Source organism: Streptomyces sp. NPDC006296, from assembly GCF_040613235.1.
In the GTDB taxonomy this organism is placed as follows: domain Bacteria; phylum Actinomycetota; class Actinomycetes; order Streptomycetales; family Streptomycetaceae; genus Streptomyces.
This window is the reverse complement of the sequence record NZ_JBEXRT010000036.1, coordinates 1-21,129: the sequence shown is the minus strand read 5'-3', so window position 1 is coordinate 21,129 and position 21,129 is coordinate 1. Positions and strand designations below refer to the sequence as shown.

The window sequence follows — 21,129 nt, the reverse complement described above, 5'->3', positions numbered from 1 at the left end:
CATGCCCGCCACCCCCCGCCTGCTCGTCTACGGAGCCACCGGCTACACCGGCAAGCTCGTCGCGGAACATGCCAAGGAGTCGGGCCTCGACGTCGTCGTCGCAGGCCGCAACCGGGAGCGCGTCACGGCGCTGGGGGACGAACTCGGCGTCGAGAGCCGCACGTTCGCGCTCGACGACCCCGAGATCCTGCGTGCCGCGCTCGACGACATCACCGTGGTCCTGAACGTCGCCGGCCCCTTCCGCCACACCGCGCGCCCACTGATGGATGCCGGTATCGACGCCGGCGTGCACTACCTCGACACCACCGCCGAGTACGACATCTTCGCCGCCGCGCACTCCCGGGACACCGAGGCCCGGACGGCCGGCGTGATGCTGATGTCCGGCGCCGGGTGGGACGTCGTCCCGAGCGACAGCATCGCCACCCACACCGCCGCGCGCGTCACGGACCCCGTACGTCTTCGCCTCGCCCTCAAACTCCTCAGCGCCAGCCCCGAGGAAGCGGAAGGCCTGAACCTCTTCTCCCGCGGATCCATCGTCAGCGCGACCGAGGGCATCGGTGACCTGGGAGTGCTCGTCCGCACCGACGGGGACATCGTCGCGCTGCCGGAACCGAGGACCGCTTCCTTCGACTTCGGCGACGACGGCCCCGAGAAAGCCGTGTCCGCGTCCATGGGCGACCTGATCACCAGCCACTTCGCCACCGGCATCCCCTCGATCGAGGTCTACGTGCAGGCCGGGCAGCCGCTGCCCATCGACCTCGACCTCTCCGCACTGCCCGACGGACCCACCGCCGAAGAACGGGAAGTGGGCCGCAGCAAGGTCGTCGCCGAAGTGACCGGCCGGGACGGCAGCGTGGCCCGCTCCCTCATCGACACACCCACCGGCTACCGGTTCACCCAGCTCTCCTCCGTGGAGATCGCACGTCGCGTCCTGGCCGGCTCCTTCACGCCGGGGTTCCAGTCGCCTTCCTCCGCCTACGGCCCCGAGATCGCCCTCGCGATCGCCGACACACAGATCAAGGACCTCTAGGGCGTGTCTGGAAGGTGCTGGTCGTCGGCGTGGCACCGCCGGAAATGACATGCGGTCTTCGCCCGGTCGTGCTGGTATCGATCCCTATGAATGATCACTTTCCCGATGCAGCCGACTTGACGGACAGGATGGAACGGAACCTGGCGGAACACGCCTGCCATCTGCACCGGAGCATGTCCGGTGCGACCGTCACGGAGCCCGGCGACCTCCTGGTCGCGGACAGCGGACTGGACGACGACACGTTCAACATCGTCGCCGCGGCCCGCTTCACCGCCGACGACGCCGCGGCCCGTATCTCCGAGACCGTCGGGACGCTGGCCGGTACCGGCCGCAGTTTCTCCTGGTGGGTGGGACCTGCCTCGACACCGACAGACCTCACCACCCGCCTGACAGCAGCTGGCCTGCCGGTGTCCGAGGGTGAGACGGCCATGTGGGCCGAGCTGGACGACACCCTGCCGATTCCCTCTGTCCCGGGTCTCGACATCCGGACGGTGACCACGCCCGAGCAGCTCGCCGACTACGCCACGGTCCTCGCCGCGAACTGGAACCCACCCGCCGAAACCGTCCGCGACTTCTTCGCCCGGGCTGCTTCCCAGGCGCTGGCCGCGACCTGCCCGGCCCGGTACCTGGTGGGCTACGTGGAGAACCGTCCGGTCTGCTCCGCCGAGGTGTTCCACCACGCCGGAGTCGCCGGCGTCTACAACATCTCCACTCTGGCCACCCACCGCCGGCGCGGCTACGGCGGAGCCATCACGCTCGCGGCCCTTCACGCTGCCCGCGAGCGAGACCATGGCATCGCGGTCCTGCAGGCATCGGCCGACGGCGAGTCCGTGTACCGCCGCCTGGGGTTCCGCGCCTGCGGCCAGTTCACCGAACACGCCATCAACACCTGAACCTCCACGACTCCACGGACGTCCGTCCGTCGCCTCTGATTGAGCTGGTCACAGCCATTCATCGATGGCCGCTACGAGGACAGTGGCCTCGTAGCGGCCCGCGAGCTTGTCGTGTCCCGTGGCCACGGCCCGGTTCCTTTTGAGGCGGTTGATGCAGCACTCGACGGCATGCCGAGCCTTGTAGCCCTCGGCGTTGAACCCGGGCGGCCGACCCCCGAGGGAACCGAGTCTCTTGCGGTTGCGTGCCTGGCCGGCCTTGTCCGGAAGGGTGCAGCGGATGCCGCGGCGGCGCAGGTAGCCGCAGTTCTTGCGGGAGGCGTACGCCGTGTCCGCACGGACCCGGTCGGGGCGGACACGCGGCCGGCCCGGCCCGAGGCGGGGCACACGTACGCTCTCCAGCACGGGCTCGCGCACGGCGGACGCCCCGTACAGCGCTGACCGGCTTCTGCCGTCAGTCGTCCGCGCCGTCCTGTTGAACCGCGGTGCGAGCGGGGTGACGGGGCGTACCGCTTCCATGAGGACGGCGCGCCGCTCGGCGAGCCGCGCCGCCGAGCCGGGATCAGTTCCGGCAGCGCCGCCGAGCGCGGGGCACCTCCAGCCGGCTCTCTGCGATCACCGGATCGACGCGGCGAAGGCCGTGTCCGCCTTCTTCGGTGTCCCGCTTCCGAAGGGAAGCCGACGACCGCCGTCAGTCCGAGGCTCCGCTCGTGCGTCTCGGCCGGCGGGCGTCAAGGTCGCCACGGACGTGCACTCCTGGGGATGACGGTCCGGGCTGGAAACCCTGGCGGCATTCCAGCTCACGGCGCGGTGAGGCGGGCGATCGTTCCGGTCTCCAGAGCGCTCCACATCGCACCGTCCGGCCCCAGGGCGATGCCGTGGGGTTCCGAGGCCGGGCCGGGAAGGTCGTGTTCGTCGATACGGCCGTCGGGGGTGATCCGGCCGATGCGGTTGGCTCCCCATTCGGTGAACCAGCAGTCTCCGTCGGCGTCAGCGGCAATGGCGTGCGGGCGTGACGCAGGATCGGGCAGGGCGAACTCGCCGAGCTTCCCGTCCGGCGTGATCCGTCCGATCCGCCCTGTGCCGATCTCGACGAACCACATGGCGCCGTCGCTGCCGGCCGTGATGCCGACCGGTGCGCAGGCCGGTGTGGGCAACGGGTGGACGCTGACGTCGCCGTCGCTCCCGATGACACCGATCGCGTTCGCCTGGTTCATCGTGAACCACAGTCGACCGTCCGGGCCGGTGGCGATGGCTGACGGGAAGGCGCCCGAAAGCGGGAGAGGGAACTCGGTGACCTGTCCGTCAGGCGTGATGCGGCCGATGCGGTCAGCGTGGGCCTCGGTGAACCACAGGGCGCCATCGGGGCCGGCAGCGATGCCGAACGGTCCGGCATCCTCCGTCGGCAGCGGGAACGACGTGATGGTGCCGGTCGTGGTGATGCGGCCGATCCGGTGGCTGCGGAACTCGGTGAACCACAGGGCGTCGTCGGGCCCTGCGGTGATGATCGACGGTCCACCGGAAGCCGGTTCGAGCGGAAAGGAGGTGACGTCGCCATCGGGCGTGATGCGGCCGATTCGCCCGTGGTGGACCATGGTGAACCACAGTGCGCCGTCCGGTCCGGCAGTGATTCCGTAGGGTCCGGCCCCACGGTCGGAGACGGGAAACTCGGCGATCGTGACGGGTGGACGCATCGGCATCGGCATCGGCATCGGCGGATTCCTTGATCGGTGAACCGTGGACGTGCGGCTCCGGATGCTATCCGTGCGCACAGCGCCCACGCCCCCGGATATTCCGGTCCTGCGGCAGCAGCCGCACAGAGCCGGACATCACCGATCACTGCACCGGCAGCGCGGTAATCCCGGCCTCTCGGGCGAGAGTCCTGACGTCGCAGGCCGCGCCGAACGGGATCTGCCCGGCGACAAGCCGGTCGGTGGCTGCACGGATCCACCGCTCGGCTCTGATCGCGCTGTTCGGAACCGAGTGCCAGGTCGTCCTGCCTCCCAGCGCCTTGTCGATGTCCGCCTTCCAGCAGCCGACCGAGCTGGACGACCGGTGAGGACACTGGAGCATGGCCGCATCGGCGAAGGTCAGCGCACCCTTCCTCGCGGTTTCAGTGCAACGGGCGGCAGTGCGGGAGCGGGGAGCCGGGCTCCGTCGTAGCCGTGCACGTCGCCGAAACGGGTGCCTGTCATCCAGTCCTGGCGGGCCTGCTCGATCTCTTCGTGGGACCGGCCGACGAAGTTCCACCACATGACGATCTCCTCCTCGAACGGCTCACCGCCGAGCAGCATCAGACCGGCGTCGGAGGCGGCGCGCAGGGGCAGCGCGGTGCGGCCGCAGCCGAGGTAGAGCATCGAGCCGGGCAGGACCGGGACGCCGTCGACCTCCGCCTCGCCGGACATCGCAAGCACCGCGTACTCGAAGTCGGGGTCCAGCGGGAGCCGGGCCTCCGCACCGGCGCTCAGGGCCAGATCGGCTCCGACAATCGGGGTGTGGGCCGTGCCCGGCGACGTCGCCCCGTCGAGCTCCCCCAGGATCACGGTGGCGGTGAGCCCCGGTGCCGTGACGGTGGGCAGATCGGTGTGGTGCTCGAACCGCGGCTCGGTATGACGGTCGGATCCCGGCAGCGCCACCCAGAGCTGCGCCCCGTGCAGGAGGGCGGCGTGCGGCTTCGGGCTCTCCTCGGAATGGCTGATCGCCCTGCCGGACGTCATCAGGCCCAGCTCGCGCGGCCCGACCGTCCGGAGGCTGCCCAGGCTGTCACGGTGCAGGACCTCCCCTTCGTGGAGCCAGCTCACCGTCTGAAGACCCATGTGCGGGTGCGGCGGGACCTGCATCCCGGGCTCGTCGGCGATGTCGTCGGGGCCGTAGTGGTCCACGAAGGCCCAGGCGCCGACCATGCGCCGCCCGAGGTTGGGAAGGAGCCTGCGCACCTCGGTGGACTCACCGAGCTGGACATGGCGCGGGGTGAGGAGCTCACGGACCGGCTCGGCGACGACGAAGCCACGCCCTCCGCAGACGGAGACGGCGGCCTGGCGATCGAGATTGCTCATGGCGCACAACCTATTCCCGGACGGTCGTGGAGCACCGGTCCCCACGCCGATTATTTAGTGGAATGTTTAACTACCTCGCTGTGTTGACGCGGCTGGAAGCAATCCGGCCGAGGAGGAGAAGTGGAAGACACCTACTACGAGTTCGGTACACCGGCCGAGCGCTGGGACCGGGCGCAGCTGTTCTTCGAGGCGAAGGAGTACCTGACCGCGGCGCGGATCCTCGGCGGGCTGGTCCAGGAGACTCCGGAGCAGGTGGCCCCGAGGCTGCTGCTGGCGCGCGCCTACTACCACTCGGCCCGGCTGGGCAAGGCCGAGGCGGAACTGCGTGAGGTGCTGGATCGCAACCCCGTCGAGGACTACGCCCGGCTGATGCTCGGGCGCACCCTCGAACGCCAGGGCCGCCAGTCGGAGGCCGACACGCACCTGCGGATGGTCCACGCCATGGCCGGGGACCTCGGGCCCGAGCTGCTCGCGCAGGAGCAGCGGAAGCAGGGGTGACACACCCACCGGCAGCGGGCGCGGGGACGGACACAGCAGCGCCCTTCCCCGCGCCCGCTCCGTGGGTCAGTCGACCGACCGGCCGGATCGTGCCATCCCGGCCCTGGAGGATCCGTGCCGTCGCATTCAGGGAGCTGCAATGGCCGAGTTATAGGGTTCGACCGGGGGTGACCATGGTCGATCGCGGCTGGTACGACGACAGCGAGTGCAACGATGCGACCCAACGGGCGGAACGAGCAACGCGGTTCGGCTGGGCAGCGATCGCTGGGACGGTAGGAGCACTGGGCTGTTCACTGATCGTCTTGGTTGCGCTGGTCATGGTCGCGGTCGTGGCGTGTCTGTACGTCGTAGTGGTTATGGGTCGTTAGAACCTCTCTTGCGGTTCAAGTCACTGCCCTGTTCCCGGGCCGTTGACGTGGGCACGGGACGGAATGATCCGAGTGATGCCGAGCGGAAGCAGCTGCGTCCGTTCCTGCCGGTCGGCAACGGACCCTGCCGCGAACAGCTGCGACGACGCGGTATCCGGTCACACGATCCCGGAGAGGACCGACAGCCAGGCTGCACGACCACCGAGAGGATCGCCCGGCGGACGACCACACGGCTTCGACGAAGAGTGGTGCAAGAAACGCAACACCGTCGAACGAGCAATCAACCGCCTGAAGCGGCACCGAGCCGTCACCCCAAGATATGGCAAGGGCTGCTACGTGTTCCTTGACGGCGCAACCGCCCGCAGTCCCCCACCATCTGACTCCGTTCATGATCGACCGGACAAGTCGTAGCCGTCAGCCCTGACCCCGGGCCTGGATCCTCAGCAGGGCGGCGTGCGCCGTCAGCCGTGGGCCGGCGGCCGTCAGCGGTGGGCCGGGAGACGGCTCAGCGGTCTGCGTTCGACACGCGGTCCAGCCATTCGGTCATCAGCGCCGATTCGGCCGTGCTGAGACCGGATCCGTGTGACCGGCGCAGCAGGGCACCCAGCGTCGCCGCCGCGGAAGGCACCTCCGTGTCGACCGGCTCGTCCACGGGTTCGTCCGGCGTGAAGACGGCGGCGTGCAGGGCGTCGCGGACACGCGTGGACATCCCGGCGTCCGCGAACGTCGCCGGCCGGGACACCAGCATGAGCGCCACACCGGTCGTGGAGGCCATGATCATCTGCGCGGCCAGCTCGGGGGTGACGCGCAGCCTCCCCCGGGCGGCCGCCCGCTCCAGATCGTGCGTCAGGATGCGGTGCGCCTCCATCGCGGACTCCGGCGGTGTCCGCATCGCCGGGGAGTTCATCAGCCGGTACAGATTCGGGTTCCGCAGCGCGAAGTCGACATGGCTGTCCCAGCCGTTCCGCAGATCCTCGACAGGATCGGTGGTGTCCCCACGCTTCCGCTTGGTCGCCAGGTAGGCGTCGAAGCCGTGGTCGACGACGGCCGACAGCAGGCCTTCCTTGTCGCCGAAATGGCGGTAGAGGGCCGGTGCACCGACCTGGGCCGCCTCGCACACGGCACGCGTGGAGATCTCCCCGTCGGGAGACTCCGCGACCAGCCGGGCCGCGACGTCGAGAATGCGCGCTCGTGTACTCACCGGGAGGACGCTATCAAGGCGCCGGCGGTGCGGACCGGACAGCGGCAGCCGCTCATGACCACTCCTCTCTCACCTGCGGCCGGACCGGACGGCCCGACGGGGATCGCCTGTCAGACGATGCCGCCGTTGGCCCGCAGCACCTGCCCGTTGACCCAGCGTGCCGGCCCGGCGAGGAACGAGACCACCTCGGCGATGTCCTCGGGGGCACCGAGGCGTTCGAGGGGCGGCTGCGCGGCCATCCTCGCGATGGTCTCCTCGTCCTTGCCGTCCAGGAACAGGGCGGTGGCGGTCGGTCCGGGGGCGACCGCATTGACGGTGATGTCCCGGCCCCGCAGCTCACGGGCGAGGATCAGCGTCATCGCCTCCACGGCCCCCTTGGTGGCGGCGTAGCCGGTGTATCCGGGTATCGCCAGCCCGAGAACCGAGGTCGAGAAGTTGACGACGGCCCCTCCGGAGCGCAGTCGCCGCGCCGCCTGCTGGTCGACGACGAACGTGCCCCGGATATTGGTGCGGTACATCCGGTCCAGCGCGTCCAGGTCGAGGTCGACCAACGGGGAGAGGGACATGACCCCTGCGGCGTGGACCACCACGTCGATCCCGCCGAAGGTCTCCTCCGCCGCGTCGAAGAGCGCGGCGACCGCCGCCTCGTCGGCGACGTCTGCCTGATGGGCGAAGGCCTCGCCGCCCGCAGCGACGATGGTCGCGACGGCCGCGTCCGCCTCCGCCTTGTTTCCCGCGTAGTTGACGACGACGGCGAGGCCGTCCGCGCCCAACCGCTCGGCACTCGCACGGCCGATGCCTCGCGATCCCCCGGTGACGAGAGCGACCCTGTGTGCGGTGGTGGTGTTCTGCTCGGTCATGACGATGCTCCCGTGGCAAGAAGGTCCGCCGGTCCACGGACCTTGACGTAAACAACGCTAACACCATGACGGTATCGTCGCTATCGCTCGATCGTGGTGATGCGCGGAGCGCCGTTGACATCCAGGCCCCTCACCGGGGCAACGGCCCGCCCCAGCGGGCGCGGCTCCCGTGGCCGCGACCTCCGAGCCGCGACCTCTGTGGCCGCGACTCCCCCGCCCGGCGGATTCCGGCCGCCTCGTGCGGCCCCGCTCCCCGCCTGGGCCTCGGCCACCATCCAGGGCTCGGCACTCGCCCCTGGAGCACCCGCACCCGAAGCACTCACACCCGAGGCACCCGCGCCTCAGGTGTTTGTCAGCACTTCTTTGGGCTCCACCGCACGGACGGAAGGTGGCTCCACGGCGTAAGAAGTTGATCCGGCTCCACTCGCCGGACGATGCTCGGATCCTTGGGCGTTGCACGGGGTCCGCGTGGGAGGTACGCACATGAGTTTCCGGTTGGCGGCGTATGCCGTGTGCATCGAGAACGGACGGGTGCTGCTCGCCCGTTGCGTACCGACCGGCGAGAGCATCTGGACTCTTCCGGGCGGCAGGGTCGAGCACGGCGAAGATCCGTTTGATGCGGTGATCCGGGAGGTCGCCGAGGAGACGGGCTGCATCGCGGTGGTGGATCGCCTGCTGGGCGTGGACTCACGGGTCATTCCTGCGGCCGAAGCTCGTGCGGGAGTTGAGCATCAGAATGTCGGCGTCTTCTACCGCGCCGTCATCACCGGCGGCCGGCTCCGGCCGGAGCCGACCGGCGAGATCACGGAATCGGTCTGGACGGACCTCTCCGACGTCTCCGGCCTGCGCCGGTCATCGCTGGTCGACGTCGGCCTGTCCCTGGCCCAGGTACTTCCGGCGACAGGCCACGTCGGCCCTGTCCCGGTCGGCGGCCTCATCCAGCACTAGGCCGTTTCGTTTGGATCACCGGGCAGACCAGAGGAAGATGCCCGCGATGTGTAGTCCGGCCAGGTAGGTGGCTGCAGTCTTCTCGTAGCGGGTGGCGATCCCGCGCCACTGTTTCAAGCGATTGATGCAGCGTTCGACGGTGTTGCGCTGCTTGTATGCCTCGCGGTCGAACGCGGGTGGCCTGCCGCCACGACTGCCGCGCCGCAGCCGGTGGCCGCGTTGATCGGCCGGAACGGGAATCACAGCCCGAATGCCACGCCTGCTCAGGTGCTCACGGATGGCGCGGGAGGAGTACGCCTTATCGGCCAGGACCACGTCCGGCCGGTTGCGGGGCCGCCCTCACCTCCGTGGAACACGCAGGCGAGCCATCACGTCAGCGAAGGCGGGTGCGTCGCCGGCCTGTCCAGCAGTGAGGTGGAAGACCAGGGGCCGGCAGTTGCCATCGGCGGCGAGATGGATCTTTGTGGTCAACCCGCCGCGGGAACGGCCGATGGCGTGATCTTGCGGCTCGCCGGCCGGTGCCCCTTTTTGCGGGCTCCGGCTGCGTGCTGGTGGGCCCGCACGATCGTGGAGTCCACCGAGACGAGCCAGTTCAGGTCTCCCTCGGCGTCGGTCTGGGCCACCAGCGCAGCGAAGACCCGCTCCCAGGTGCCGTCAGCGGACCACATCCGCAGCCGGTTGTAGACGCCCCGCCAGTTGCCGTACTTCTCCGGCAGGTGCACCCACTGTGATCCGGTCTGGAACTTCCACGCGATCGCGTCAATCACTTCTCGGTGGTCCCTCCACCGGCCGCCTCGCGTCGGCTTCCGGTCTGGGAGTAACGGCTCGATCCGCGCCCATTGCGCATCAGTCAACGACACACCTGGACCAACGAACAGACGATCCGGGAGGAGCGGCTACGCGCTGGCGCCATCAGCCTTTCCACCAGCTGCCCACCAAGCGACCACTCGGCTGGCCATCGCTTCCGGTCGCGCGCCAAGAGGATCGAGACCGAAGTGCTCCTCCAGCTCGTGCCGCAAGAACTCACTGATCTCCGTCTCGTTGGCACCGCCACGGAGCCGCTGGAGCATGGGAGCGAGCATGCAGTCGTACTCGTCCTGCACCTCGTCGGCGACGCCGATCGGGTCCCACTCATTGAGCAGGTGCCGCAGATCGTTCTCAACAGATGGGCTCCAGGGTTGCATCGCCCCAGATTGCCACCTTGGAAATGACCGCCGCACCCGCCCCCACCTTGATCCAAACGAGAGGCCCTAGGTCGTGTCTGACAATTGATCTTGTGACCGGTCGAGGCGAGTTGACGGATACGGCGTGGGAGCGGATAGAGCCGCTGCTTCCGGGCGCGGACGCGTGCGGGCGCCCGTGGCGGGATCACCGGCACGTGGTTCACGGGGTGCTGTCGTGACTGCGCACGGGTGCGCCGTGGCGTGATCTGCCGGAGAGGTACGGGCCGTGGCAGACGACCTATGAGCGGTTCGCCCGGTGGGAGGCGGACGGTACCTGGGCGAAGCTCCTGGAACACGTTCAGGTCCGTGACGACGCGGTGGGCGCGGTGGGCGTGGTGGAGTGGGCGATTTCGGTGGACTCCACGATCAATCGCGCCCATCAGCACGCTGCTGGCGCCCGCAAAAGGGGAGGCCGACGGGGACGGGCTGGAAGATTCGGAACGCTCGGCGGCGCGGCAGGCCATCGGCCGGTCCCGGGGCGGCCTGACTACCAAGGTTCACCTGGCGTCGATGGCCGCGGCTTGCCGCTGTCGCTCGTGCTCGCACCCGGCAACGTCAACGACTCCGCCGTGTTTGAGGCGGTGCTCGACGCTGTCCGTGTTCCGCGTACTGGGCGGGGCCGACCACGTACCCGCCCGGACCGGGTCCTGGCGCACAAGGCCTGTTCGTCCCGGGCGATCCGCGCCTGGTGCAGGCGTCACGGCATCGCCGTTACGATCCCTGAACGCTCTGAGCAGGTCACCGACCGGCTCCGTCGGGGCTCCCGGGGCGGTCGGCCACCCGTCTTCGACCCGGGGGCGTACAAGCACCGCAACGTTGTCGAGAGGTGCTTCAATCGCCTCAAGCAGTTCCGCGCGGTAGCAACCCGGTTCGACAAGCTCGCGGACCGCTACCAGGCCGGACTTCGCCTTGCCTCACTGATCCTCTGGCTCCGCGAGCCCGCGTCGGCAATGGCTCAGCGGCCGGGTTCCAGGACGGTGAGCACAGCCGACGGGATTCCCAGCAGACCCAATCGGGACAGAAGCGCTGCTTCCTGTTCCTGGGTGGCCTCAATCCACAGGGCGGTTCCCGAGTCGCTGGCGCTGAAGACCAACCGGCCGTCCCGCCGGCCTTCGGCGTGGATTGTGTAAGGAGCCAAGTCCAAGAGCACTTCGAACTGCCCGTCGTCTCGTACATCGATGTCGATCCCCATCTCAGGATCGGAGCGCCTGGAGCGACGACCGCGCGCGACCTCCTCACCAGCAAGCAAGAGGGCGCGCTCGTACGAGTGCAGGACCTCGGGCGGCCAGGCGTCACCGCTGTAGGCGTCGATGTGGGCAGCGTCGATGCCCTGACGCAGCACGCGCAGCGCTTCGCGATGAACATGCACAACATGCGCCGGGCGAACTCCCTCCACAAGTACGAGCTCGCGGGCCTGGACGCCATCCTGACTGATCACACGCAGGACCCTCCCATAGGCAGCCTGTCGACTCCACAGGGAAAAGTCACCGCAACGTGATCATCATCAGACACGACGGCAGGTCCCGGTGCAGCGGCCGCCGTCAGGCCGGCCCGTCCGCGGGGAGGACGATCGCGGTCACCGCGAAGCCGTCCTCGACCAGCCATCTCCCCTCGTACGTCCGCGGCATCCCCGGAGCCGTCGGCGAGAGCTCCGCGGTGAAGGTGCCCTCGGTGGCGCGGTCCGGGCCGGTGCGGAAGCTGATGTCCGCCTCGGAGAAGTCGAGTTCCACGTGGGTGAGCGGATACCACGTCTTGAAGACGCTCTCCTTGGCGCTGAACAGCAGCCGGTCCCAGTGGACGCCCTGGTCGCCCGCGCCGAGGGGCCTCCGGGCGCGTTCCGACGGCAGGGAGATCACCTCCCACACGTCGGGCGGGAGCGGTTGGTTCGGTTCGGCGTCGATGCCGACCGCACGCACCGTGGACGCCCTGGCCAGGACCGCCGCGCGGTACCCGTCGCAGTGCGTCATGCTGCCGACCGTCCCGTCGGGCCACAGCGGCACACCCCGATGGCCCGAGAGCACCGGCGCCGGGGGCAGACCCAGTGCGGCCATGGCCCGCCTGGCGCAGACGCGCACCGCCGCGAACTCGTGTCTGCGCCGGTCCACACTCGCGGCCACCTGCCGGATCTCCTCCGGGTAGAGACTGCCCGGAGGAGCGTCCGTGTCGTGGGTGTCGGCGCAGGCCACCCAGGGAGGAAGAAGCCGTTCGATCACGGGCCCTCGCCCTCGACGGCCGGGGGCTCCTGCGCCTCGTGGGGAAGGATCTGCCGCAGCAGTCCGCGCGGATGGCCCCGTTTCCGCCACTCCCTGGGGTAGCCGATCGAGACCTCCTCGAACCGTACGCCGTCGTGCCAGGTCGTCCGGGGGATGTGGAGGTGTCCGTACACGACGGCGGCGACGTTGAAGCGGCGGTGCCAGTCGGCGGTGAGCTCCGTACCGCACCACTGGGCGAACTCCGGGTACCACATCACGGACGTGGGGTCGCGCAGCAGCGGCCAGTGCCCGGCGATCACCAGCGGGACCTCGGGATCGTGGGCGGCCAGCCGCTCCTCGGTCAGCGCCACCCTCGCCCGGCACCAGTCGTCGCGGGTCTCGTAGGGGTCGGGGTGCAGCAGGTACTCGTCGGTGCAGACGACGCCCGCCTCGTACGCGCGCGCCAGCGACTCCTCCTTGGACGTCGCCCCGGGAACCCTGAAGGTGTAGTCGTAGAGGAGGAACACGGGGGCCACCGCCACCGGACCGTCCTCGCCCGGCCAGTGGGGGTAGGGGTCCTCCGGCGTGCTCACGCCGAGCTCGCGGCATACCTGGACGAGGTGCTCGTACCTCGCGCGGCCGCGCAGCCGCACGGGGTCCTTGTCCACCGTCCAGAGCTCGTGGTTCCCCGGGGTCCACACCACGTGGGCGAACCGGTCCGCGAGTGTCTCCAGCGCCCGCTCGACCTCTTCGGCCTGCTCCGCCACGTCTCCCGCGACGATCAGCCAGTCCTCGTCGCCGTAGGGGTGCAGGCGGTCCGCGACGGGGCGGTTGTCGGCGATGCCGACGTGGAGATCGCTGACTGCGAGGAGCCGGCCGCCGCCGTTCGGTGTGCGGGGGGCGGGCCCTGTCGGGGAGCTCATCGTTCGAATTTACCGTCTCCGCGGCCCGCCCGGGGCCGGTCCGCCCGACAGATCACCGCGCCCGAGGGCAGGCCCGTCACGCCCGTCTCGCCCGTGGCAGCGGGCCGCCCGCGCCGCCCGGCCCGACCGCACCCCCTCATATGGGTAGACTGACCTACCCAATCAGTGAGGACGTGAGATGACCGGAACCGCTTCCGCGACGCCTCGGCCCCGGAAGCGGCAGGGTGCCGCCCGTCAGAAGCTGCTCGACGCGGCAGCCCGCCGCTTCTACGCGGACGGTGTGTCGGCCACCGGGATCGACACGATCACCGCCGAGGCGGGTGTCGCGAAGATGAGCCTGTACAACAACTTCGCGTCCAAGGCCGACCTGGTCCGGGCATACCTGGACGCGCGGCACGAGGAGTGGCTGGACCTGTACCGGCACCGGCTGGCGGGCGCACGGGACGGCCGGGACGGTGTGCTGGCGGTCTTCGACGCCTACGCCGACCACGCCCGGTTCGCCTACGAGCGCGGCTTCCGCGGCTGCGGCCTGCTCAACGCCGCAGCCGAACTGCCGGCCGGTGACGAGGGCCGGACGGCGGTGCGCCGCCACAAGGAGGAGGTCGAGGCCCTGCTGGAGGAACACGTCGGCCGGCTGCTGCCCGGGCGGCCCGAGGAGGCCCGTCCGCTCGCGGAGCACCTGGCGTTCCTGCTCGAAGGGGCGATGGCGCGGGCCGGCCTGGAGGGCACGGCCACCCGGGTCGAGCACGCGCGGGCGATGGCCTCGGACCTTCTGGACCGCCTGTGACACGGGGCGGCGGGCGCACGTCCGCCTCCGTGCGGACGGGGTCGGTGTGCGTCCTGCTCGCCTCGGTGCTGTGGGGCACCACCGGCACCGCCGCCACGTTCGCCCCGGATGTCGGCCCGCTGGCGGTCGGAGCCGTCGCCATGGGGCTGGGCGGGCTGCTCCAGGCCCTGATCGCCGCTCCCCGGATCCGCCGTGAGGGACCTCTGCTGCGGAGGCGCCCCGGCGTGCTCGCGGTCGGCGCCGTGGCGGTGGCCGCCTATCCGCCGGCGTTCTACAGCAGCATGCACCTGGCCGGGGTCACCACCGGCACCGTGGTCTCGATCGGCTCGGCCCCGCTCGCCTCGGCACTGATCGAGCGGCTGGCCGACGGCCGCCGGCTGACCCGCCGCTGGATCACGGGCGCCGCCCTGGGGCTGTCCGGGACACTGCTGCTGTGCGCGGCCGGAGCGGACGCCGGGGGGCCGGGGACGCGCTCCGCGGGTTCGACCGTGCTCGGGGTGGCCCTCGGCCTGGCCGCCGGACTGACCTACGCCCTCTATTCCTGGGCGGCCCACCGCCTGATCGGCGGCGGTGTCAGCTCCGGGGCGGCCATGGGCACCGTCTTCGGGACCGGCGGACTGCTGCTCGCTCCCGTGCTGCTGCTCACCGGCGCACCGCTGCTGGAGTCCTGGACCAACGCCGCCGTCGGCGCCTACATGGCGCTGGTCCCGATGTTCCTCGGCTACGTGCTCTTCGGCTGGGGCCTGGCGCACGTCCCGGCGAGCACCGCCACCACCCTGAGCCTCCTGGAACCGGCCGTCGCGGCCGTCCTGGCGGTCCTGGTCGTCGGCGAACACCTCTCGCCGGCCGGCTGGGCCGGTGTCGCCCTGATCGTCGGCTGCCTCGCCGTCCTCACCGCACGGAGGCGCGGCACGGCCGGGCCGCCGGAGGCCGCCGCCCGCCGCTCCCCGCCGGGCGCGGGGGCGGAGGCGTCCGGTGCCCACCGCGCTCCGGCCGGGGAGCACCCCTCACACGCGCCCGAGGTCGCGTAGCGCGCCGGGCCGGGCCGCCCGGGGTGCGCCGGCGGGCGCGCCGACCGGCTGCGGCGGGCCGTCCCGCCCGGGGGCTCCCGGCTCGGGGCCGGTGTCCGTGAGCAGCCCGACCAGCGCGAGGCGCGCCCGGGCGACGCGGGAGCGCACCGTGCCGACGGGGCACCCGATGATCCGGGCGGCCTCCGCGTAGGGGACGCCGAGCAGCCGGGTGAGGACGAAGGCCTCACGCCGGTCCGGAGGGATCGACGCGAGCAGCTCGGCGAGGGCCACTCCCTCCTCGAAGCCGGGCATGCCGCGGGGCTGGGCGCGCTCCGCGGCACCCAGCCAGTCGTCCCGGTCCGCCAGCCTGGGCCGGGCCGCGGCCCGGCGGAAGCTGTCCGCCACGGTCCGGCGGGCGATGGACAGGAGCCAGGTGCGGGCGGACGAGCGGCCTTCGAAACGGGGCAGGCCGGTCAGTGCCCGGAGGAAGACCTCCTGGGTGAGGTCGTCGGCCGCCTGGACGTCCCCGCTGAGGTGGGCGACGTAGCGCCAGACGTCGCGGTGGAGTTCGCGTACCAGGCGCTCGGCCCGGACGGGGTCGCCGTCCCGGGACACCGGCGCCGGCCGGCCGGCCGTCGCGTCGGGCGTCCGGGGGTGCCGTGCGGGTGCGGGGGCGGGCGGGTGCGGGACAGGGGTCATCGCCACAAGGTCCTTACAGACGGGTGAGGTCCGGCGTCGCGCGGGGCGTGCCGGTGCGGGGTACGGCCTGCCGGCGGGCAGCGCCGTGGCCCGAGGCGCCGCTCGGTGACCGGCGTGCGCTCGGGGAGGCCCGCTGTCGCCCGGGACCCGCGTCCGGATCAGGCCGGAGCGGGTCCGGCCGGGGCCGGACCGCGGTGCGGGACCGGGAACGTCCACGCGCGGCGGGCCGGGGCGACAGCCGTTACCGTCGGCGGTCCCCGCGAGGTGATGCTGTGGACCAGCAGGAGCTGGGTGAAGGAGGACCGGGTGCGTCCGCGCCGGACGCGCGGACGCGGACGCCGTGGGGGCGCGGCGAGGCGGAGGAGGAGCCGGAGCGGCGTCCAGAGCCGCCCCGCGAGGGCGCGCAGCACCCGGAAGAGCGCCCGTTCCCCGTGCGCGAGCCACAGGCCGCACAGCACGGCTGCGAGCAGGTGGGCCGCGAGCATGCCGGTCGAGGACGCGGCGGACGTACCGGGTCCGCCGTGCACGGCCTGCATCGCTCCGGTGGCGTCGGCGGGCATGCCGTGCAGGGCGTGGAGGCCGTGCACGACCGGGTCGGGCGCCGGGGCGAGGGCGCCGGGAGGCGGCCGGGAGACGACGCTGCCGAGCCCGGCGTCCGTGACGATCGCGACCGCTTCCCGCTCGGACAGGACGGCCGCGCCGTCCCCGCACAGCAGGCTCTGCGCCCACTGCCGGGCGAACGACTCCGGCGGCGGAGATCCGATGAGGGAACGGGCCCAGGTGAATCCCGCGTGGAGTCCGGCCTGCGCGACGACGGCCGCCGAGGTGACGGCGAGCAGCCCGCGTTCGCGGCCCGCGAGGATCCAGGCGGCAGCGGCCGTGCACACGAGCGCCGCGGACATCACCGGCCAGGACACGGGTGTGCCCGACATGAGGACGTGGCCCGTCGCCGCGAGCAGCACGCAGACGACTGCGAACAGCACGGCGCGTACCGCCCGGGAGCACCGGTCGGGCGTCACGGCGGTGTCGTCGTCCTCCCGCCCGGGTCGGCTCGCGCGCGGGGGGCGGGTGACGGGTGCGGGCCGGCCGGAGGATGCCGTGCGTGCACTGCGGCACCGGGGGTGCCCGCCGCGGCCGTCGCGCATCCGGTCGGTCCTCAGACGCGGAGCGCGGCGTCGAGTTCGCGGACGAGCTCGCCCACCCGTCCGCCGCCGGCGGGTGCGCCGGGCAGACGGCCGAGCACCGCGACGACCGCCGCCGGGGCGTGCCGACGGGCCCGTGCGAGGGACTCCGCCGCTCCCGGGCCGCCGGCCGCTTCCCGTTCCTCCGCCCGTGCCGCGTGGGCGGCCGCCCCGAGGACGTGCTTGACCTGATGGGCGCTGGCCAGCGGATGGAGGAAGGCGGCGGCGGCCGCGTGGCTCGCGGCCCGAGCGGCGTCGGCCGCGGCGAGTGGACCGGCCTCCCCCGCGGCCTTGTACGCCGCCCAGGCGCGCCGCCTCAGCAGGTTCGTGCGCCGGCCGCCCCCGGCGAACGCCCGCGCGGCGTCGACGGCTTCGCGCGGGCGGGGGTCGGCTGGCACCTGCCTCTCGAAGACCGGCAGCACTCTGCGCGCGCAGTCGGCGGCGTAGCCCGCGATCTCGCGGAGTTCGTCCACGCTCAGCTCGATCCGGTCCGCGTCCCTGGGCACCGCCCCATCCTGTCGCACCGGGTCCCCGTCGGGAAGACCGCGGTCCGCAGCCCTCGGCGGGACGGCCCCGGGGAGGACCGGTCCGCGGCCCTTCCCCGGGGCTGCCCTCCGGCCGGGTCCCGTGGCGGTGCGGCGCCGGCGGGTTCCGGTCCGGGACGGCCTCCCCGGGGCCGGGGTCCGGAGCCCCGTCACCGGGCGTCGGCGTACGTGCGCCTGCCGCGCCGGTAGGCGTACTCGCCGAGCAGGACGTCCAGGGCGAGGAAGCCCGCCAGCGGGATGCCGAGCAGGGGCACGAAGTACCCCAGGACGGCCACGCCCGCGATCAGCGGGACCAGCAGGAGGGGCGGGACCTTCTGCCACGCGCCCCGCGGCAGCGGACGGCCGAAGGCGGAGCCCCGCCCCCGCTGCCACCACATCCGGTAGCCCAGCACGATCAGCAGGATCAGGCCGGCGCAGAGGGCCATCAGCACCAGTTGGTTGACGAGCCCGAACAGGACGCCGGTGTGCGCGTCGATGCCCCAGCGGGTCAGTTTGGCGAGCACCGGGTAGTCGGCGAACCGGACCACGTCGGTGACCTCGCCGGTCGCCGGGTCGACGGCGACCGCGTCCTGCTTCTCGGGCCAGCTCCGCTGGATCTGGCTGACGACGTACCCGGAGGAGGCGTCGGCCGGGGGGACGATCTCCACCGGGTCCGAGAGACGCTCGGCCCGGGCCGCCTCCAGCACGGCGTCGAGTCCGACGTCCGCACCCGGTGCGACCGCGGAGCCGCCGGATCCCATGTGCCCGGCGTGCCCGGCGTGTTCGCCTCCGGTCGCCACGCCCGCCGAGACGGCCGGGGTCGACTGCCCGACGGCCTCGCGCAGGTCGGTGACGCTCTGTCCCGCGTACGTCGACCAGGTCAGGCCCGTCGCCGACACGAAGAAGAGGCCGGCCGCCGCCCACACGCCGACCGTGCCGTGCAGCGAGAGCGTTCGCCGGCGGCCCGTCGCGCCGCGGACCCTGCGCCGGGCCCGGCGGCGTCCGAACCACAGCACGAGGCCGCCCGCGGTGATCACCCACAGCCAGCTGGCGGCGAGTTCGCTGTAGAGGCGGCCCGGCTGTCCGAGGTGCAGGTCGCGGTGGAGCTCGTCGATCCAGGTGCGCAGGGGCAGCGCACCGCTGGTCCCGTACTGCTCCAGCGCTCCCGCCACCTCACCGGTGTACGGGTTCACGAACACGGCGAGCGTGTGGCCGGCCTCCACCCCCGGCACTCCGGACAGCAGGACCCGGGTCGTCGCCCCGTCCTCAGGCGACGGCCGGACCGCGCTGATCTCCCCCTGGGGGTGTGCCCGGCGGGCCGCGTCCACCTGTGCGGAGACGGGCAGTTCGGCCCCGCCCACGGGGACCCGCAGCTCGTCGGCGTAGACGATCTTCTCGGCCTGGTAGGACGCCGCGTACAGGAGTCCCGTCAGGGCGGCGATCAGCAGGAACGGTGCGATCAGCACTCCGGCGTAGAAGTGCAGTCGCAGCACCAGCGGGCGGAGGGAGGCCGCTGCGGCACGCGCTCCCGGCGGATCGGGCCTCCGGTCCTCCCCGGGGTCGTCTGCGGTGCGCACGGCCGGTTCGACGGACATGGGCGGTCTCCTTCTGCACGCGGTACGGGCGGGCGGACCCGTGGTCAGCCGGTGCAGTAGTCGGACCGGGCCACCGGCAGGTTCCCGGCGCTTCGTGTGAGGTGGAACACGTCCGGGGGCGGGGCACCGTGCCGCGCGCGGGCCCTCGGCCACCGCGCGGGCGGCCCCCGGATAAACGGCCCGGAGCGGGGCAGGCGGATTCCCGTGGACGCGCTCCGGGGTCGCGCTCCGCGGTGGACGGTCCACCCCTCCGGCTTCCGGCCGGGTGCAGCGGCCCGGCGCCGCGGGGCTCCGCCGGACGGTGCCGTACGGCGCACCGTGGGGTCCGGCCACAGGAGTACAGTCGCCCTGCTCCGTCGGCATCAGCATAAAAGGTGAGAAATGACCAGTCAGATAGAACAGCAGCCCGCAGTCTCCAGACCCGATGACGCACTCCTGTACGCGGAACGCGCGCAGCGGCTGCGCCGCCGGCTGGAGCGTCTGATCGGCATCGCCGCGACCGAGGGGAACCAGCTCGTCCCGCTGCGCAACGGGGACCAGATCTTCGCCGCCATGCTGGACGCCGTCCGCGGTGCCGAGCACACCGTGGACATGATGACGTTCGTGTACTGGCGCGGGGACATCGCCCGTGACTTCGCGGAGGCGCTGTCGGAGCGTGCGCGCGCCGGTGTGCGGGTGCGGCTGCTGCTGGACGGGTTCGGCTCCCGGCTGATCGAGAAGGATCAGCTGACCATGATGGAGGAGGCGGGGGTGGAGGTCGCCTGGTTCCGCAAGCCGCTCTATCTCTCGCCCTTCAAGCAGAACCACCGCTGCCACCGCAAGGTCCTCATCACCGACGAGGAGACGGCGTTCACCGGCGGGGTCGGGATCGCCGAGGAGTGGTGCGGGGACGCCCGCAACGAGCACGAGTGGCGCGACACCCACGTCCGGGTGCAGGGCCCGGCGGTGGACGGTCTGGCCGCCGCGTTCGCGCAGAACTGGGCCGAGTGCCACGACGAGCTGTTCACCGACCGGGACCGGTTCGTCGACACCGCCCAGCACGGCGACGCGGTCGTCCAGGTCGTGCGCGGATCGGCCGGATTCGGCTGGCAGGACATGCAGACCCTGCTCCGGGTCGTGCTGGAGTCCGCCGAGGAGCGGATCAGGCTGACCACCGCGTACTTCGCGCCCGACGCGTACTTCATCGAGCTGCTGTGCGCCGCCGCGCGCAGGGGCGTGTCCGTGGAGATCCTGCTTCCGGGGCCGCACACCGACAAGCGGGTGTGCCAGCTGGCCGGACAGAACTTCTACGAGGACCTCACCGCCTGCGGGGTGAAGATCTACCAGTACCAGCCGACGATGCTCCACGCGAAGGTGCTGACGGTGGACGGGGTCGCCTCGCTGACCGGCTCGACGAACTTCAACCGCCGCTCGCTCGAACACGACGAGGAGGTGATGCTCGCGGTCCTCGACCGGGACTTCACCGCCACGCTGGACGGCCACTTCGAGGAGGACGTCCGGAAGAGCACGCTGATCGACGGGGCACGCTGGAAGCGCCGCTCCCCCGTGCAGCGGGTGCGCGAGGCGGCGGTGCTGCCGATCCGCCGCTTCCTGTGAGGACGCGCGGACGTATGACCGCCCCCGGCGGGGGCAGACGGTTGTCGCCTGTCGGGCGGAAGAAGGAGTGCACATGAGCGAGTCCGCGGAGACACGGCCGGTAGCGGCCCCGGTCGTGACGGAGCCGGTCCCCGATCTCCAGCTCCAGCTGCTGATCCAGCTGCTGGACCGGGAGCAGCGCTCCAGTCTGCCGGTCACCCTGTCCGTGTCCGGGGGTGTGCTGCACGGGGACCTGATCGGCCACGAGGCGTGGAAGGCCGACTGGGCGCGGAGCCTGCGCCAGGTCGAGGGCGAGGGCGCCCATCTGATCGCGGAGTTCCCGGAGACGGTGGACCAGGGCATCAGGGAGCTGACGGGCGAGGACGGCGTCTCGCACCTGCCGCGGTGGATCCACCTCAGGGACGCCACGCTGGTGTTCGGCGGTGCGGGGTCCCTGCGGCTGCCCCTGTGGCGCGGCCGGCTGGCCGACGTGTCGGGCTGGGCGCTCGGCCGGCCGCAGTGACCGCGGGGACGCGGAGTGGGGCGGAGGCCGGACCGCGGTCCGGCCT

General features: G+C 71.9%; 22 protein-coding genes and 2 pseudogenes. 10 read left to right on the top strand and 14 right to left on the bottom strand.

Going from position 1 to position 21,129, the window contains the following annotated elements; translation table 11 throughout:
* Window position 1 precedes the first annotated feature (1 nt).
* Together ABZ172_RS23000 and ABZ172_RS22995 are read left to right on the top strand one after the other, a co-directional pair.
* Window positions 2–1,030, top strand: a complete 1,029-nt coding sequence (locus tag ABZ172_RS23000) for a saccharopine dehydrogenase NADP-binding domain-containing protein (RefSeq protein ID WP_356885876.1) — start codon at window positions 2–4, stop codon at window positions 1,028–1,030.
* 128 nt (window positions 1,031–1,158) lie between these two features.
* Entirely contained in the window at window positions 1,159–1,923 is a 765-nt protein-coding gene (locus tag ABZ172_RS22995; RefSeq protein ID WP_356885960.1) for a GNAT family N-acetyltransferase, read from the top strand.
* A 48-nt stretch (window positions 1,924–1,971) separates the two neighbouring features.
* On the opposite strand, the gene ABZ172_RS22990 is transcribed toward ABZ172_RS22995, so the two are convergent.
* Both ABZ172_RS22990 and ABZ172_RS22985 read right to left on the bottom strand, forming a co-directional pair.
* The gene (locus ABZ172_RS22990; RefSeq protein ID WP_356885874.1) at window positions 1,972–2,337 is read right to left on the bottom strand and encodes a hypothetical protein; all 366 of its coding nucleotides are present in this window, start codon (window positions 2,335–2,337) and stop codon (window positions 1,972–1,974) included.
* 383 nt (window positions 2,338–2,720) lie between these two features.
* Window positions 2,721–3,632: a virginiamycin B lyase gene (locus ABZ172_RS22985; RefSeq protein ID WP_356885872.1), complete on the bottom strand. Its 912-nt coding sequence runs from the start codon at window positions 3,630–3,632 to the stop codon at window positions 2,721–2,723.
* 221 nt (window positions 3,633–3,853) lie between these two features.
* Between ABZ172_RS22985 and ABZ172_RS22980 the strand changes: the two genes are divergently transcribed.
* A complete protein-coding gene (locus tag ABZ172_RS22980) occupies window positions 3,854–3,979 on the top strand; it encodes a hypothetical protein (protein ID WP_356885870.1) in 126 nt (41 codons plus the stop codon).
* 31 nt (window positions 3,980–4,010) lie between these two features.
* On the opposite strand, the gene ABZ172_RS22975 is transcribed toward ABZ172_RS22980, so the two are convergent.
* The gene (locus ABZ172_RS22975; RefSeq protein WP_356885868.1) at window positions 4,011–4,976 is read right to left on the bottom strand and encodes a pirin family protein; all 966 of its coding nucleotides are present in this window, start codon (window positions 4,974–4,976) and stop codon (window positions 4,011–4,013) included.
* 120 nt (window positions 4,977–5,096) lie between these two features.
* Between ABZ172_RS22975 and ABZ172_RS22970 the strand changes: the two genes are divergently transcribed.
* Window positions 5,097–5,474: a tetratricopeptide repeat protein gene (locus ABZ172_RS22970; protein ID WP_356885866.1), complete on the top strand. Its 378-nt coding sequence runs from the start codon at window positions 5,097–5,099 to the stop codon at window positions 5,472–5,474.
* Between the two features lie 873 nt (window positions 5,475–6,347).
* Here the strand turns inward: ABZ172_RS22970 and ABZ172_RS22965 are convergent.
* Both ABZ172_RS22965 and ABZ172_RS22960 read right to left on the bottom strand, forming a co-directional pair.
* Complete coding sequence (locus tag ABZ172_RS22965; protein ID WP_356885864.1) at window positions 6,348–7,043, bottom strand: TetR/AcrR family transcriptional regulator; 696 nt, start codon at window positions 7,041–7,043, stop codon at window positions 6,348–6,350.
* A 110-nt stretch (window positions 7,044–7,153) separates the two neighbouring features.
* A complete protein-coding gene (locus ABZ172_RS22960) occupies window positions 7,154–7,903 on the bottom strand; it encodes an SDR family oxidoreductase (protein WP_356885862.1) in 750 nt (249 codons plus the stop codon).
* A 483-nt stretch (window positions 7,904–8,386) separates the two neighbouring features.
* Here ABZ172_RS22960 and ABZ172_RS22955 point away from each other — a divergent pair, with 483 nt between their 5' ends.
* Window positions 8,387–8,851, top strand: a complete 465-nt coding sequence (locus tag ABZ172_RS22955; protein ID WP_356885860.1) for an NUDIX domain-containing protein — start codon at window positions 8,387–8,389, stop codon at window positions 8,849–8,851.
* A 15-nt stretch (window positions 8,852–8,866) separates the two neighbouring features.
* Here ABZ172_RS22955 and ABZ172_RS22950 read toward each other — a convergent pair.
* Both ABZ172_RS22950 and ABZ172_RS22945 read right to left on the bottom strand, forming a co-directional pair.
* Window positions 8,867–9,729 (bottom strand): annotated as a pseudogene (locus ABZ172_RS22950) (IS5 family transposase).
* 18 nt (window positions 9,730–9,747) lie between these two features.
* Entirely contained in the window at window positions 9,748–10,035 is a 288-nt protein-coding gene (locus tag ABZ172_RS22945; protein ID WP_356885858.1) for a hypothetical protein, read from the bottom strand.
* 218 nt (window positions 10,036–10,253) lie between these two features.
* Between ABZ172_RS22945 and ABZ172_RS22940 the strand changes: the two are divergent.
* A pseudogene (locus ABZ172_RS22940) lies at window positions 10,254–10,997 on the top strand (IS5 family transposase); the annotation flags it as partial.
* A gap of 32 nt (window positions 10,998–11,029) precedes the next feature.
* Here ABZ172_RS22940 and ABZ172_RS22935 read toward each other — a convergent pair.
* The 3 genes from ABZ172_RS22935 to ABZ172_RS22925 all read right to left on the bottom strand — a co-directional run bounded on the left by ABZ172_RS22935 (window position 11,030) and on the right by ABZ172_RS22925 (window position 13,189).
* Complete coding sequence (locus tag ABZ172_RS22935) at window positions 11,030–11,512, bottom strand: hypothetical protein (protein ID WP_356885856.1); 483 nt, start codon at window positions 11,510–11,512, stop codon at window positions 11,030–11,032.
* Window positions 11,513–11,615: 103 nt separating this feature from the next.
* Window positions 11,616–12,287, bottom strand: coding sequence for a 4'-phosphopantetheinyl transferase superfamily protein (locus ABZ172_RS22930; RefSeq protein WP_356885854.1), 672 nt, complete (start codon window positions 12,285–12,287; stop codon window positions 11,616–11,618).
* Window positions 12,284–13,189 (bottom strand): metallophosphoesterase, encoded by a 906-nt coding sequence (locus ABZ172_RS22925; protein ID WP_356885852.1) that lies wholly within the window; start codon window positions 13,187–13,189, stop codon window positions 12,284–12,286. The genes ABZ172_RS22930 and ABZ172_RS22925 overlap by 4 nt, the downstream gene beginning before the upstream one ends.
* 178 nt (window positions 13,190–13,367) lie before the next feature.
* Between ABZ172_RS22925 and ABZ172_RS22920 the strand changes: the two genes are divergently transcribed.
* Window positions 13,368–13,976 (top strand): TetR/AcrR family transcriptional regulator, encoded by a 609-nt coding sequence (locus tag ABZ172_RS22920; protein WP_356885850.1) that lies wholly within the window; start codon window positions 13,368–13,370, stop codon window positions 13,974–13,976.
* Window positions 13,977–14,020: 44 nt separating this feature from the next.
* Window positions 14,021–15,007, top strand: coding sequence for a DMT family transporter (locus ABZ172_RS22915; RefSeq protein WP_356885848.1), 987 nt, complete (start codon window positions 14,021–14,023; stop codon window positions 15,005–15,007).
* Here the strand turns inward: ABZ172_RS22915 and ABZ172_RS22910 are convergent.
* From ABZ172_RS22910 to ABZ172_RS22895, 4 genes are all read right to left on the bottom strand, one after another.
* Window positions 14,984–15,685 carry a sigma-70 family RNA polymerase sigma factor gene (locus ABZ172_RS22910; protein WP_356885846.1) on the bottom strand — a complete coding sequence of 234 codons (702 nt, stop codon included), beginning with the start codon at window positions 15,683–15,685 and terminating at the stop codon, window positions 14,984–14,986. The two genes, ABZ172_RS22915 and ABZ172_RS22910, sit on opposite strands and share 24 nt — an antisense overlap.
* Window positions 15,686–15,843: 158 nt before the next feature.
* Window positions 15,844–16,704 carry a hypothetical protein gene (locus ABZ172_RS22905; RefSeq protein WP_356885844.1) on the bottom strand — a complete coding sequence of 287 codons (861 nt, stop codon included), beginning with the start codon at window positions 16,702–16,704 and terminating at the stop codon, window positions 15,844–15,846.
* 137 nt (window positions 16,705–16,841) lie between these two features.
* On the bottom strand, window positions 16,842–17,372 hold the full coding sequence (locus tag ABZ172_RS22900) for a putative immunity protein (protein WP_356885842.1): 531 nt from the start codon (window positions 17,370–17,372) through the stop codon (window positions 16,842–16,844).
* Window positions 17,373–17,560: 188 nt separating this feature from the next.
* Window positions 17,561–18,985, bottom strand: coding sequence for a PepSY domain-containing protein (locus ABZ172_RS22895; protein WP_356885840.1), 1,425 nt, complete (start codon window positions 18,983–18,985; stop codon window positions 17,561–17,563).
* Window positions 18,986–19,366: 381 nt separating this feature from the next.
* On the opposite strand from ABZ172_RS22895, the gene ABZ172_RS22890 reads away from it, so the two are divergent.
* Both ABZ172_RS22890 and ABZ172_RS22885 read left to right on the top strand, forming a co-directional pair.
* Window positions 19,367–20,581, top strand: coding sequence for a phospholipase D-like domain-containing protein (locus ABZ172_RS22890; RefSeq protein ID WP_356885838.1), 1,215 nt, complete (start codon window positions 19,367–19,369; stop codon window positions 20,579–20,581).
* Window positions 20,582–20,654: 73 nt separating this feature from the next.
* Window positions 20,655–21,083, top strand: a complete 429-nt coding sequence (locus ABZ172_RS22885) for a hypothetical protein (protein WP_356885836.1) — start codon at window positions 20,655–20,657, stop codon at window positions 21,081–21,083.
* Window positions 21,084–21,129: the final 46 nt, after the last annotated feature.